Origin of the sequence: Bacteroides helcogenes P 36-108 (assembly GCF_000186225.1) — a bacterium.
Taxonomy (GTDB): Bacteria; Bacteroidota; Bacteroidia; order Bacteroidales; family Bacteroidaceae; genus Bacteroides; species Bacteroides helcogenes.
Map to the genome: position 1 here is coordinate 2,848,471 of NC_014933.1, position 14,343 is coordinate 2,862,813.

The following is a 14,343-nucleotide window of genomic DNA, read 5'->3' on the forward strand; positions in this document are numbered from 1 at the left end:
TTAGAACGGATATCCCACTGCAAAGTGGAATGCGAAATCACGGCCGAAATCCGGATGAATAATCGGATATCGGCCTTTTCCTTTTTCATAGACAGGATTGATGGCTTTCATGCCTCCATCAAATCTCAACACGAAAAAATCCAGATCCATGCGTAAACCTAATCCATAAGCCACTGCTATTTGCTTATAAAATTCGTTGAATTTGAATTTTCCTCCAGGTTGATCTTTATAATCACGTAATGTCCAGATGTTACCCGCGTCTATAAAGAAAGCTCCTTTGAATTTCCAAAATAAACGTGTGCGATATTCAATGCTCGCATCCAATTTGATGTCTCCCGACTGATTCAGAAAATTACCGTCACCGGGAAAGGAACCAGGACCTAAACCACGAACGGACCAGCCACGTACACTATTAGCTCCTCCCGAAAAATAACGTTTCTCAAAAGGAATTATTGTCGCATTGCCATAAGGGATGGCAATGCCTGCCCCAAAATGGAATGCTAAAGAATTACGATTGTCAATAACAACATTCTTGGCAAAATCAAAATCTCCTTTCAGATATTGTGCAAAAGGTATGCTTAATAATGTATATTCACCATTATCATTTTTTTTCATACCTGTCGCTTTGGCTACGGCATAAAGAAAATTTCCGGCAGACTCAAAATTGAAACGGATGGTATAAGAGTTACCTGCAACTGCATTATTCATTAGTGTCTGTCCGGTACTATTGTACGTATAGCTGTAACCAGTGCGAACAATCAGACGGTCGGCATAGTTATATCGTAAAATGTAGTTTTCATCCGTCTCTAAATAATTTTCTTTAAAAGTTGGATCTATCCATGGCATGTACAGATAGTTGACATCCAATAAATCAATACGATGTTGTGAGTGCCGTCGTTGTGCACTGCTCCATTTATAACTCCATCCTGCTGATGCCACAATGCGAGTAAACTCCGGTCGCATCTGATAACTGTATTGAAGTCCGAATTCCGTAGTCGCCCGCATTTTCCGTTTAAAATCAGTGGAAAGGAAAGGAAACATAAAACGAGGAAAATTAACGGTTGCCTCTGCGCCAAGTTCTGTATAATTTTGGTTGTGCTGCCCGCTCTGCAGACCTGATACAGCTTCATATGCACCACGCAGTTTAAGCATAAAAGCTTCGGAACCTTTAAATAAATTGCGGTGTTGGAATGCTACCGATGCGGCTGCCCCTAAATCACCGGCTGAGTTTGTTCCTTCTATCTCAAAAGAAACAGACTGATGCTTACTTTTGGTCAAAAGTACATAAGAATTCAGCTTGGCACTATCTCCTTGCTGTGTTTCAAAGAAACGGATATTTGTGTATTTCAATGCTTGTAAACGCCCGAAGTTAGAATAGGTGCGTTGTACATCTTGTTCATTGAATAAAGTTCCCGGAGTAATTCGCAAGTTATTGGTTAATACTTTGGGACGCAAGTATAGCTTGTCTTTATAATAAATAGGAAAACCTTTATAATGCAAAGAGTCATTTACTTCTATGCTATTCAAAGCCGATGATTCCAATACATTGTAATCGGTGATGAAGCTCACTTTATTGATTGTATATTGGCGATGATTTTGTGGTTTATCCTCATTGTTCTGTTTGTAAGGAGCCAAATGCAAAGTTAAATCAACTAAATAAGTATTCCGCACAGTATCTGCTGTGTATGATATATAGTCTTTATTAAATTTATAATATCCATTCTGCAAAAGATTATTTGTAATCCGTTGGCGCTCTTCATCCAAAATGTTGACGTCAAAAGGCATGCCTTCAGACAATAGCGTTTTTGTAGAATCCTGTTGCATGTATCGCTGAATCCTATCGTCTTGAATGTTATATTTCAACATGCGTACTCTATAGGGCTTACCTGCAGTCACTTTATAAACCAACTTCATTTTCTTTTTCTTTACCTCCCGCATTGATTCTACAATGGCTCCCATATAGCCCATGTTCTGAACAGCTTTAGTCATTTCCTCTATGGTGCGTTCAGTTTCTTTATCACTATAAATGACAGGTGCATCTCCTAATCGGCGTAATGTGCGATTTATCCGGCGCGTAGAGTCACGCCCGGACCAGTTGTAAATATATAACTGAGTTTTTATCAGGCTAAACCATTTGGAATTGGGATTTTGACGGACGTATAAAGACAAAGCCGAAGGTTTGACATCTTTATTGTCCGTTTGTATGCGTACCTCGTCCAGCAAATACGAACCATCCGGTACATATTTGGTGGAAGTACAGGAAGCCCACAAAAGTACAATAGCAGCATATATCGCGTAACGAAGACTTTTCTTCATACTGAATAATTAATTACTCATAAACAGCCACAAATATACTCGTATTTTTTTGTTCTCAAAATAAAAAGGCTGTAAGAGTGCAGAGTTTTTGAATATATAAAAATAATAATGTATTTTTGTCAAACAATAATATTTTCATTCTATGACATTAAGCAAAAACCGGATTAAATATATCCACTCATTGGAGTTAAAGAAAAACCGAAAAAACGATAAGGTCTTTCTTGCGGAAGGTCCCAAATTAGTAGGTGACCTGTTGGAGCATTTTCCTTGTCAGTTTCTTATAGCAACTTCTGAGTGGATCTCTCAAAACGAAGATTTACCGACAGATGATGTGACGATAATTACTGAAGAAGAACTTTCTCGTGCCAGTTTATTAAAAACTCCCCAACAAGTGTTGGCAGTATTTCGCCAGCCCGAAGATACGGCAGACTTTTCAGTTATCAGCCATTCACTTTGTCTCGCTTTGGATGATATACAAGATCCCGGTAATTTAGGAACGATCATCCGGCTTGCCGATTGGTTTGGAATAGAACATATTTTCTGTTCACCCAATACAGTAGATGCCTATAATCCTAAAACCGTACAAGCCACTATGGGGGGAATTGCACGTGTGAAGCTTCATTACACTCCTCTTCCCGAACTTATATGTGCCTTGAAAGGCATACCGGTTTACGGTACATTCCTTGATGGGGAAGACATTTATTGCCAACCTTTGTCTTCTTATGGGCTGATTGTAATGGGAAATGAAGGTAATGGTATAGGAAAAGAAGTAGAACAACTCATTAACAGGAGACTGTACATTCCTAATTATCCGGCAGATCGTCAAACGTCCGAATCATTAAACGTAGCTATTGCTACCGCAGTAGTTTGTGCCGAGTTTCGGAGACAGGCTGCATTGCCGTAAAATCAAAAGGAAAAAGCAAATAAGGAACCGAATATGCAATTTCTTCTTCTACGCTTTCCGGTACTGATAATAAAAAAACTGGTTTTTCTTCTCTATCAAACAGAGGAAAGATCTCTTTTGATAAATCGGGAATAGCTGTATGACGATCATTATCAAGCAAAACTATAACACCGGGCAACCACTCTGTATTCTCTATTTCTTCAGATAAAGGGCAAATACGCACTATTCCATTTTTTCCTATTTCGAGTACATACTGCTTGAGATACCCATGCCTCGGAAGAAACAGAAAATGAGAAGCATAACGTTTCATTATTCTTTTCTGATGATAGGTTTTGATTCGCGTACAGGACGTGGGCGGATATTCCTGTGATTTGCATCTTGCGGTGATCTGGCAGATCGAACCTCATCGGGATGGCCGATACTATCTTTTCCCACATTACTGTTAGTTTGTTGCAGACTGTCTTTAACTGTAGGAATAGAATCGGAAGCATGATAACGCATCAATGAAATATGATCTATCAGCACTGGTCGAGACACCTTTTGTACAGGATAATAAATAAATCCGCGTATTTCCTTTATCTTCCCTAAAGTATCTGCTGTCAGAGTGATCGTTTTGATTCCTGTCTTCTTAACTTTCAGAATATCATTAATGATGCTGTCGTTCTCATACTGAATTTGCATAGCCATCAAAGGAGCATGTGCGCTGTCCGGCAGCATGCCATCACGGAAATGGAAGCGTACATTCCATCGTAACGTATCCCTGTCATGGAAATTAGTATCTGAAGGCAAACTAAATATAATCTTATTGTCCAAAGGCATGCCTGTGAGTTGATAAATATGCTGCCACGTCCACACATCAACGCTGTCACCGGAAAGAGATTCTTTCGGCTTATTGTCACGTATGGCAATCAGATGATTGATACCGTCTCTTTCGGCTTTCAACCGAAAATTTACTTTTTCATAAATTTTAGTGAGGATTTCCGGATTGCGTGCATACCAAACCATTGAAGAGTCGAAAACAGCTTGAGTAATACCTTGTTTTTTGAAAACGGATTCAACGTATAGTAATCGTTTATAACTTTCATTATAAGGAACTTCATCACCCATAGCCTTAGCTATATGATAGTCATAAAGTACATCTTCCATTTTGGCATCCGGTAAAACACCTTCAGGCCTTTTTACCTGGCAAGATGTTAAACAAAATACCAAAAGGAATACACTATACCATTGAATTCGCTTTCTTCCTTTCATGATTTTTTTATAGCCGCATGGTAAGCCTCATTCAGATATTTACTATAAAACAGAAATAAAGCAATAACACCGCAACTGATTGCTGCATCGGCAAAATTGAATATCGGGCTGAAAAAAACAAAATGATCTCCACCGATAAAAGGCATCCACTGCGGCCAGTTTGTTTCAATAATAGGAAAATAGAACATGTCCACTACTTTTCCGTAAAACAATGGAGCGTACCCACCGCTTTCGGGCATAAAAGTAGCTATTTGCGCATGGGTACTTTCATTGAAAAATATTCCATAAAAAAGACTGTCAATAATATTACCCATAGCCCCTGTCAATATGAGAGAGAGACATACGATAAAACCTGTCTTCATGCTTTGTTTCACACACTTGTACAAAAACCAGCCTATTGTCGAAACTGCAATAATACGGAAAATAGTTAGGAATAGTTTATCAAATATTTCCATTCCGAAAGCCATACCTATATTTTCTGTAAAATAAATGTAAAACCAATCTGTCACACGTATGCTTTCGTGCCAATACATATGCGTTTTAATCCATATCTTGATTATCTGATCAATAATCAACATTGAGAAAATAATAAGTAAGGCGATACGGCCTTTCGTGAAAAATTTCCCCATCTCCTTATTTTTTGCTATTATTTTTAGCTTCAATGCTTAATGTTGCATGAGGAACAGCACGCAAACGTTCGGCCGGAATCAATTTACCGGTTTCACGGCAAATGCCGTATGTCTTGTTCTCAATACGTACCAAAGCGGCTTGTAACCCCTGTATAAACTTCAACTGACGTTGTGCCAGGCGCGTAGTTTCTTCTTTGGACAGTGTATTTGCACCTTCCTCCAATACTTTGTATGTGGGAGATGTATCATCGGTATCATTACCGTCTGCACCGTTCAAACTGGCTCTCAGAAGTTCATAGTCACGCTGGGCCAACTCTAATTTATCCATAATAATGGTACGGAATTCTTCCAATTCAGCGTCTGAGTATCTTGTTTTTTCTGCCATAACATTACGTGTTTAAGGATTAGTTTAGTATTAATTATTGTTTCAGTACATTCACAAATAAGGAAAAATCGTCGAATTCCAATTCTATTCCGTTTTCAACGCTATCTGCCAATATAAGTGAGGTTCCTAAAACTTGGTTACAAATATAGTCTTTATATTCTGTTACCGCATCATCTGTATGCTGATTTTTTGATAATGTGATTTCTATTTTGTCCGTTATCTCAAAACCACTTGATTTGCGAATGTTTTGGATACGGTTTACCAACTCGCGGGCAACACCTTCGCGGCGAAGCTCTTCGGTTATGGTAACTTCCAGAGCCACGGTCAGCCTGCCTTCATTGGCAACCAACCAACCTGGGATATCTTCGCTGAAAATTTCCACATCAGCCGTTTCTATATCAACATCCGTACCGTCTGCCAAGTGGAGGGTGTAATAACCATTTTTCTCAAGCTTGGCAATAGCCTCTTGCGATAATGTTGAAACAAGGTTAGCTACATCCTTCATCTGCTTGCCAAATTTAGGTCCCAACTTCTTGAAATCACATTTTACCTTCTTTACCAATACACCGGCTGCACCGTCCACAAATTGAATCTCCTTTACATTCACCTCGTTCATGATAAGAGCTTTCACGGCTTCAATGTGAGTATGCTGTTCTTCATCCACCACCGGAATCATGATACACTGCAATGGCTGACGAACTTTAATGTTCACTTTACGACGCAGTGCCAACACCATAGAGGTGACATCCTGTGCCATCTGCATGCGTGCTTCCAACTCTTTGTCTGTCATATTCTCTTTACTTTCAGGAAACTTGGCAAGATGAACGGAAACAACATTATCTCGTCCCGTCGCTGCTATCAGATCGGAGTACAACATATCTGCATAAAAAGGAGCGATTGGAGCCATCAGTTTCGCTACCGTTTCCAGACATGTATAGAGGGTTTGAAAAGCAGACAGTTTGTCTTGCGTCATACCACCACCCCAGAAACGTTTGCGGTTCAAGCGAACGTACCAATTGGAAAGATTATCGTTCACAAAGTCAGAAATGAGACGTCCGGCTTTTGTCGGTTCATACTCGTTATAACAAGTATCCACACCCTTTACCAATGTGTTCAGGACAGAAAGAATCCAACGGTCTATTTCAGGACGTTCTTCCATAGGCATATCGGCTTCTTTGTATTCAAATCCATCAACATTGGCATAAAGAGAGAAGAAAGAATATGTATTGTATAAAGTGCCAAAGAACTTGCGGCGTACCTCTTCCACTCCATCTACGTCGAATTTCAAGTTATCCCACGGTGAGGAGTTGGTAATCATGTACCAGCGCAAGGGGTCGGAACCGTACTTCTCTATGGTAGAGAATGGATCGACTGCATTGCCCAAACGTTTGGACATCTTGTTGCCATTTTTGTCGAGTACCAATCCGTTGGAAATAACAGCCTTGTAAGACACACTGTCAAACACCATTGTAGCGATGGCATGCAATGTGAAAAACCAGCCACGGGTTTGATCTACGCCTTCCGCGATGAAATCGGCGGGGTACACCTGATGGGTGTCCAGTAATTCTCTATTCTCAAATGGATAGTGAATTTGGGCATAGGGCATAGAACCGGAGTCAAACCATACGTCAATCAAATCCGTTTCACGTCTCATGGGCTTGCCGTCTTTGGAAACGAGGATGATATCATCCACATACGGACGGTGAAGGTCTATCTTGTCGTAGTTCTCTTGTGTATATGCTCCCGGTTGGAAACCTTTTTCCTTGTAAGGGTTCGATTCCATCAATCCGGCAGCTACGGATTTCTCTATTTCATTATAGAGCTCTTCTACGGATTCGATACACTTTTCGTCACTGCCATCCTCTGTGCGCCAGATAGGTAACGGAGTACCCCAATAACGGGAACGGCTCAGATTCCAGTCATTCAGATTCTCCAGCCATTTGCCAAAACGTCCCGTACCCGTACTTTCGGGTTTCCAGTTGATAGTTTTGTTCAATTCCATCATGCGTTCTTTGCATGCAGTGCTGCGAATAAACCAACTATCCAACGGATAGTATAATATCGGTTTGTCCGTACGCCAGCAGTGCGGATAATTATGCACGTGCTTTTCTATCTTGAATGCTTGACTGGCAGTTTTCATCATCATGCAAATATAGATATCGAGCGATTCGGCAGATCCAGCCGCTTTTTCATCATATTTACCGTCAATGGTGAATTGCGGGTCATAGGCATTCTTCACCCATCTGCCCTGATATTCTTTGTAGGCATCTACATCTACACACTTCTCCACAAAATTTTCATCCAGTTCGTCCAGCAGATAAAACTTTCCGGTAAGATCCACCATCGGACGAGTCTCGCCTTTTTTATTAATCATAAACAGGGCTGGAATCCCTGCGGCACGTGCTACTTGCGCATCATCCGCACCGAATGTCGGAGCAATATGTACGATACCCGTACCGTCTTCAGTAGTTACATAATCTCCCGGAATGACGCGGAACCCTTTCGTGCTGATAGCCCAGTTACCATCGTTGTCAATATCCACAGGTTTCACCCACGGGATAAGCTGTTCGTATTCCATTCCTACCAAATCTGCGCCTTTGTATTCGCCCACTACCTTGAATGGAATCAGCTTGTCACCAGGCTTATAATCTTCTAATGCAATATCTTCCGCTTTCTTATTAAAGTGAGTGTATAGCAATGTTTTGGCCAGTATCACCGTCATTTTTTCACTGGTATAGCTATTGTAGGTCTGCACGGCCACATAGTCTATTTTCGGGCCTACACAGAGTGCGGTATTGCTGGGCAATGTCCACGGAGTAGTAGTCCATGCTATAAAATAAGGAGTACCCCACTCTGCCATTTCGGGCTTAGGACTCTTCATCTTGAATTGCCCTACTACGGTCGTATCCTTCACGTCACGATAGCATCCGGGCTGGTTTAACTCGTGAGAACTGAGTCCTGTTCCGGCAGCCGGGGAATACGGTTGTATGGTATATCCTTTATATAAGAGTCCTTTTTTGTGAAGTTGCTTCAACAACCACCACAAGGTTTCGATATAACGGTTATCATAGGTGATATACGGATTTTTCATATCCACCCAATAACCCATCTTGTGTGTCAAGTCTTCCCACTCTTTGGTGAACTTCATGACATCTTTACGGCAAGCAGCATTATACTCAGCAACAGAAATAGTCTTACCAATGTCCTCTTTCGTAATACCAAGAGCCTTTTCCACACCCAGTTCCACAGGAAGTCCGTGAGTATCCCATCCGGCTTTACGCTTTACCTGAAATCCCTTCATGGTTTTGTAACGGCAAAAAATATCCTTTATGGAGCGAGCCATTACATGGTGAATACCAGGCATACCATTGGCCGAGGGAGGTCCTTCGTAAAACACGAAAGAAGGACAACCTTCACGTTCTGTCATACTCTTGGTGAAAACTTGGTTCTCATCCCATTTCTTCAACACTTCCTTGTTTATTTCCGAAAGGTCAAACTTCGAATATTCGGCAAACTTCTTACCCATCTTGATATTTACTATTTGGCTAATTACAATTCACTACCTCAAGAGTACTTTTGCATATTTAGAAATGCTACTCTCTTTATTTTAAGGGTGCAAATTTACAAAAAACTTAGATAAAAGAGATTTTTGAGTAGAAAAAACCACTTTTGCTCCTACAAATACAATGAATATGAAGCGTACATTCTGCTTTGTTGCCATCTGTACAACTATATCGATTATAATACATGCTCAAGTTTCGCGAAAATAAAGTCATTGTACCGGTAAAGATAAACGGTGCGATTCGGCATTTCCTTTTTGACACCGGATGTACTTGATGAAGAAACGCTCTTGCCAGCCTTGCCTGTGAAAAAAGTGAAGCTTATAGAGCAGTGCGTGAGAATAGAGAAATACTATTTTAACAATACGGATTTCTGTTATTTACACTACAAGGTAAAAATGGTTACCTCAGCATGTAATAGTCTTTACTTTATAATGTAACGACCTTTACCTCGTAATGTAAATGAAGCTATGATTAGAGATAATTAGAACCAAGTTATTAAGTAATTTGAAATGGCAGTCATAAGTACCGTTAGCTTGAAGCAGTGCAGCTTGCACAAGTTTCAACCTATTATGTTTTGCATTATGTCGGTAAAGATGCTCATTTACTCATTAAAAGCAGATGCGCTAAAACAAATAAAAATTCGGATTACTTTCAAGAGAACAGCAGTCTTGTTGTTCCCTTTTCTCTTGTTCACAGCCAGCATGCAGTGTTTCCTTCGGATGGCTTGCTACTATGCAGATGCCGTAAGAAACTGACCGGATGCTGTTTTTTTTTATTTCTTCATTCTTACTTCATACAAATCATTCCTGCGATCCTTCAGATTACGAACACTACCATAAGTATGAAGTTCGTTCAACAAATCCAAATCCACATCGGACACAAGAATCATTTCAGTATTCGGAGTTGCCTCGGCACGCTTTCCGTCGGTAGGGAAAGCAAAATCACAAGGGGTAAATACGCCGGACTGGGCATACTGTATATCCATATTATGCACACGTGGGAGATTGCCTACACTGCCGGCTATTACAACAAAACATTCATTTTCGATAGCACGGGCATGGGCACATACTTTTACGCGTGAATACGCATTTTGCGTATCAGTCAAGAAAGGCACAAACAGGATTTGCATACCTTGGTCTGCCATGATACGGCTGAGTTCGGGAAATTCCACATCATAGCATATTAGCACACCTATCTTTGCGCAATCCGTATCGAAAGTCCGCAAAGATTTGCCACCACTTAATCCCCAACTCTTTATTTCATCGGGGGTGACATGTATCTTTTCATACATCTCGTAAGTCCCGTCACGGCGGCACAAAAAACCGACGTTATACAAACGTCCGTCCTCTTCCTTGATTAGCGGCATGCTACCCGTAATAATGTTGATATTATAACTGATGGCTAATTTCATAAAACGCTCCTTAATTTCTTCTGTATAGGCTGCCAATCCTCGGATAGCTTCCGATTCCCCTTCATCATTAAATTTCGCCATCAGCGGAGCATTGAAATACTCAGGAAACAGCACGAAATCACTTTTATAATCTGATACGGCATCAACAAAGAACTCTACTTGTTCAAATAAGTCATCCAATGTCTTGTAAGTGCGCATCTGCCACTGCACCAATCCTACACGAACCGTTGTTTTAGGGTTTACATAGTCTTGTGTGGGCGGCTGATAATAAATATTATCCCATTGCAAAAGGCAAGCGTAGTGCTTGGATTCTTCATCATTGGGAAGATAATTACGCATTACCTTACGGACATGGAAGTCATTGGAAAGCTGAAAAGTCAGTACCGGATCATAAATTTCTTTTTGACGGACCTTGTCTATATATTCCTTGGGACGGAGTTGGTCGGCATATTTATAGTAATTGGGTATGCGCCCTCCGAACATTATTGCTTTGAGATTCAATTGTTCACACAGCTCTTTTCGATATTCGTACATGCGACGTGCCAGACGCAAGCCGCGATATTGGGGATGAATAAACACTTCGATGCCATAAAGGATGTTCCCTTCAGGATTGTGGGTATTCACTTGTGCATAGGTATGATCATTTTTTACATCATCATAATTTACAATAATACTAAGAGCACAGCCCACGATCTTCTCATCCACCACCGTCACAATTTGTCCTTCAGGGAAAATACGAATCAGTTTTTCTATCTGCTTGTGAGTCCAGAATACATCACTTCCATCCGAATATACACGTGTGAATGATTGTGCCAATTGCTCGTAGTCCTTAATCATCAGATTACGTATCTGTACTTTATTGATTTTAGGTGTTTCCATAAAATACTGCTATCTTGTTAAAAATGCTGCAAAGGTACGTTTTATAACCATACATTATTCTCTTGAAAGAAGATATTCTCGGCTTCCCAAACACAATCATTGTATTTTCAGTAGAAAGTTTTGCTATTTTAATAACATCAATACTGTAACGGTTACATTTATTTTTTATCTTTGCTCCCGAATTGGTTTCGGAAGGCCGATCGGTCATTCGGATTAAAAGGGAATCGGGTGCAAATCCCGAACAGTCCCGCTGCTGTGAAACTCCATCAATGTTTCTGATATAACTACTGCCACTGAGTCTTGCAAGTTAAAAAGAGGGAAACGGGAAGGCATCGGAAATAAGGAGTAAGTCAGAAGACCTGCCACTCATTAAAGGCTGTTTCCACTCGTGGGATTAGGGATACAGTGCGAAAGAAACATTAAAAATCACAATAAAAAAGACTATCTCATGGAAATAACCAAGAGAAATGGGACAAGAGAACCCTATGACAAGGAAAAGATTGCCACTGCAATACGGAAAAGTTTTATCAGCACCGGACAGAAAGTAACTGATGAAACTATATATATTCTGGTAAGAGAAGTAGAGAATTTCGTTGACGGCAATATGGAAAACCGAAATGTCGAACGGATTCAGGATGAAGTAGAACGATGCTTGATGGAACATGGCTTTTATACAGAAGCCAAAAACTACATCCTTTACCGCTGGCAACGGACAGAACGAAGAAAAGCCCTCAACAATATAGTAAATGAAGTTGGCGACACTACATTAATGGATATACTGAAAAGTATTCAACAGGATTTTACTTGCAATGAATACAGTCTGATTATGCTTGCAGAAAAATTTTCCAGCTTCTACAAACCAGAAATGGCATCAAAAGAACGGTTAACCGCACTCGTCAAGGCAGCCATAGAATTGACTACTCAGGAAGCTCCTGATTGGGAGTTTATTGCCGCACGGATACTTAACTTCCAATTAAGCAAGGAATTGAAAGAGCAAGAAGGAGTTGCCGGAATACATTCTTTTTATGAAAAGTTGTGCTTTCTGACAAATGAAGGATTGTATGGAGACTATATATTAGCTGCTTATTCTCCTCAGGAAATTGAAGAAGCCGAGGGATTTTTATGTAGTGAACGAGACAAATTACTTAATTATTCCGGGTTGGATTTACTCGCCAAACGTTACCTGATTCGTACCCGTTCACATCAACTGATTGAATCTGTACAAGAAATGTATTTGGGAATAGCTCTCCATCTTGCCATGCCTGAAAACAAAAACCGAATGTCATGGGTAAAAAAAATCTATGATCTGTTAAGCTGTTTGGAGGCAACGATGGCAACACCTACTATGGCCAATGCCCGTAAGCCCTATCACCAACTATCAAGCTGTTTTATTGATACTGTTCCCGATAGTTTAGAAGGCATCTATCGCAGTATAGACAATTTTGCTATGGTCAGCAAATTCGGAGGTGGAATGGGACTGTATTTTGGTAAAGTGCGTGCTTCCGGAGGCAATATACGGGGATTTAAAGGTGTGGCAGGCGGAGTAATTCGTTGGATGAAACTTGTTAATGACACAGCCGTAGCTGTTGATCAATTGGGCATGCGTCAAGGAGCTGTTGCTGTCTATCTGGATGTATGGCATAAAGACTTGCCGGAATTCCTTCAACTACGAACCAACAACGGAGATGACCGAATGAAAGCTCATGATATCTTTCCCGCCGTATGTTATCCGGATTTATTCTGGCGTATGGCAAAAGAAGATTTAAATCAAGTGTGGTATATGTTCTGTCCCAATGAAATAATGACAGTAAAAGGTTATTGTTTAGAAGATTTTTACGGAAAAGAATGGGAATGCAGATATTTGGAATGTGTCAAAGATTCCCGACTTTCCAAACGGAGTATAAGTATTAAAGATATTATCAGACTGGTGCTGCGATCGGCCGTGGAAACAGGAACACCTTTCACCTTTAACCGTGATACCGTGAATTATGCCAATCCCAATACACACAAAGGCATCATTTACTGTTCAAACCTTTGTACGGAAATAGCTCAAAACATGTCGGCCATTGAAAACATATCCACGGACATCAAGACAAAAGAAGGAGATACAGTCGTAGTGAAAACCGTCCGTCCGGGTGATTTTGTGGTCTGTAACCTTGCCAGCCTTTCATTAGGACATCTACCTTTGGAAGATGAAGAGCAGATGAGAGATAAAGTAGCAACCATAGTACGTGCACTTGACAATGTGATTGATTTAAATTTCTATCCAGTTCCGTTTGCTCGGATAACAAACCATCGTTACCGCAGCATAGGATTGGGGGTCAGTGGTTATCATCATGCGTTGGCTCTACGTGGCATTCATTGGGAAAGTGACGAACATTTGCATTTCATGGACAAAGTATTCGAACGAATTAACTATGCCGCCATCCAAGCAAGTGCAGACCTGGCCAAAGAAAAAGGTAAATATGCTTATTTTGAAGGTAGTGACTGGCAGACCGGAGCTTATTTTTCAAAACGTGGCTACACATCTTCTGCCTGGCAGAGATTGGCAAAAAAAGTCTCAGAGTATGGTATGAGAAACGCCTATCTATTAGCCATTGCACCTACCAGCAGTACCGGAATAATAGCAGGAACAACTGCCGGAACCGATCCGGTAATGAAACGTTTCTTTCTGGAAGAAAAGAAAGGCGCTATGCTTCCGCGTGTGGCTCCGGGATTGTCCGACAAGACTTATTGGATATACAAAGGCGCATACTTAATAGACCAACAATGGAGTATCCGTGCTGCCGGTATCCGACAACGGCATCTTGATCAGGCACAAAGTTTAAATCTATACATTACCAATGAGTTTACCATGAGGCAGGTACTTAGATTATATCTGTTGGCATGGGAGTGTGGAGTGAAAACTTTATATTATGTGAGAAGTAAGTCTTTGGAAGTGGAAGAATGCGAAAGTTGTGCATCATAAATTATTAAAAACTAAAGGATTTATAAAATCAGATTAT

Annotated in this window: 9 protein-coding genes and 1 riboswitch; of the genes, 2 read left to right on the forward strand and 7 right to left on the reverse strand. The window is 40.5% G+C overall.

Annotation, left to right across the window (positions count from 1 at the left end; all coding sequences use genetic code 11):
- Entirely contained in the window at positions 1-2,316 is a 2,316-nt protein-coding gene (gene tamL / locus BACHE_RS11605) for a translocation and assembly module lipoprotein TamL (protein ID WP_013547901.1), read from the reverse strand.
- A 142-nt stretch (positions 2,317-2,458) separates the two neighbouring features.
- On the opposite strand from tamL, the gene BACHE_RS11610 reads away from it, so the two are divergent.
- Positions 2,459-3,220, forward strand: a complete 762-nt coding sequence (locus BACHE_RS11610) for a TrmH family RNA methyltransferase (RefSeq protein ID WP_013547902.1) — start codon at positions 2,459-2,461, stop codon at positions 3,218-3,220.
- Here the strand turns inward: BACHE_RS11610 and BACHE_RS11615 are convergent.
- The 6 genes from BACHE_RS11615 to BACHE_RS11645 all read right to left on the reverse strand — a co-directional run bounded on the left by BACHE_RS11615 (position 3,171) and on the right by BACHE_RS11645 (position 11,338).
- Positions 3,171-3,530, reverse strand: a complete 360-nt coding sequence (locus BACHE_RS11615; protein WP_013547903.1) for a hypothetical protein — start codon at positions 3,528-3,530, stop codon at positions 3,171-3,173. The two genes, BACHE_RS11610 and BACHE_RS11615, sit on opposite strands and share 50 nt — an antisense overlap.
- Complete coding sequence (locus tag BACHE_RS11620; RefSeq protein WP_013547904.1) at positions 3,530-4,471, reverse strand: DUF4296 domain-containing protein; 942 nt, start codon at positions 4,469-4,471, stop codon at positions 3,530-3,532. Before BACHE_RS11620 ends, BACHE_RS11615 begins: the two co-directional genes overlap by 1 nt.
- Positions 4,468-5,100, reverse strand: a complete 633-nt coding sequence (locus BACHE_RS11625; protein WP_013547905.1) for a lipoprotein signal peptidase — start codon at positions 5,098-5,100, stop codon at positions 4,468-4,470. Before BACHE_RS11625 ends, BACHE_RS11620 begins: the two co-directional genes overlap by 4 nt.
- 4 nt (positions 5,101-5,104) lie before the next feature.
- A complete protein-coding gene (locus BACHE_RS11630) occupies positions 5,105-5,485 on the reverse strand; it encodes a TraR/DksA family transcriptional regulator (protein WP_013547906.1) in 381 nt (126 codons plus the stop codon).
- A gap of 34 nt (positions 5,486-5,519) precedes the next feature.
- Entirely contained in the window at positions 5,520-9,011 is a 3,492-nt protein-coding gene (gene ileS / locus BACHE_RS11635) for an isoleucine--tRNA ligase (RefSeq protein WP_013547907.1), read from the reverse strand.
- Positions 9,012-9,820: 809 nt separating this feature from the next.
- The gene (locus BACHE_RS11645; protein WP_013547908.1) at positions 9,821-11,338 is read right to left on the reverse strand and encodes a carbon-nitrogen hydrolase family protein; all 1,518 of its coding nucleotides are present in this window, start codon (positions 11,336-11,338) and stop codon (positions 9,821-9,823) included.
- A gap of 166 nt (positions 11,339-11,504) precedes the next feature.
- Positions 11,505-11,719, forward strand: a riboswitch (cobalamin riboswitch).
- A gap of 67 nt (positions 11,720-11,786) precedes the next feature.
- Here BACHE_RS11645 and BACHE_RS11650 point away from each other — a divergent pair.
- Positions 11,787-14,306: a ribonucleoside-diphosphate reductase subunit alpha gene (locus BACHE_RS11650; protein WP_013547909.1), complete on the forward strand. Its 2,520-nt coding sequence runs from the start codon at positions 11,787-11,789 to the stop codon at positions 14,304-14,306.
- The last annotated feature ends 37 nt before the right edge of the window (positions 14,307-14,343 follow it).

Coding starts and splice junctions, on each gene's coding strand:
- BACHE_RS11645 (WP_013547908.1), bottom strand. CDS start 11,338: ATGGAAACACCTAAAATCAATAAAGTACAGATACGTAATCTGATGATT.
- BACHE_RS11615 (WP_013547903.1), bottom strand. CDS start 3,530: ATGAAACGTTATGCTTCTCATTTTCTGTTTCTTCCGAGGCATGGGTAT.
- BACHE_RS11650 (WP_013547909.1), top strand. CDS start 11,787: ATGGAAATAACCAAGAGAAATGGGACAAGAGAACCCTATGACAAGGAA.
- BACHE_RS11610 (WP_013547902.1), top strand. CDS start 2,459: ATGACATTAAGCAAAAACCGGATTAAATATATCCACTCATTGGAGTTA.
- BACHE_RS11625 (WP_013547905.1), bottom strand. CDS start 5,100: ATGGGGAAATTTTTCACGAAAGGCCGTATCGCCTTACTTATTATTTTC.
- BACHE_RS11620 (WP_013547904.1), bottom strand. CDS start 4,471: ATGAAAGGAAGAAAGCGAATTCAATGGTATAGTGTATTCCTTTTGGTA.
- BACHE_RS11630 (WP_013547906.1), bottom strand. CDS start 5,485: ATGGCAGAAAAAACAAGATACTCAGACGCTGAATTGGAAGAATTCCGT.
- tamL (WP_013547901.1), bottom strand. CDS start 2,316: ATGAAGAAAAGTCTTCGTTACGCGATATATGCTGCTATTGTACTTTTG.
- ileS (WP_013547907.1), bottom strand. CDS start 9,011: ATGGGTAAGAAGTTTGCCGAATATTCGAAGTTTGACCTTTCGGAAATA.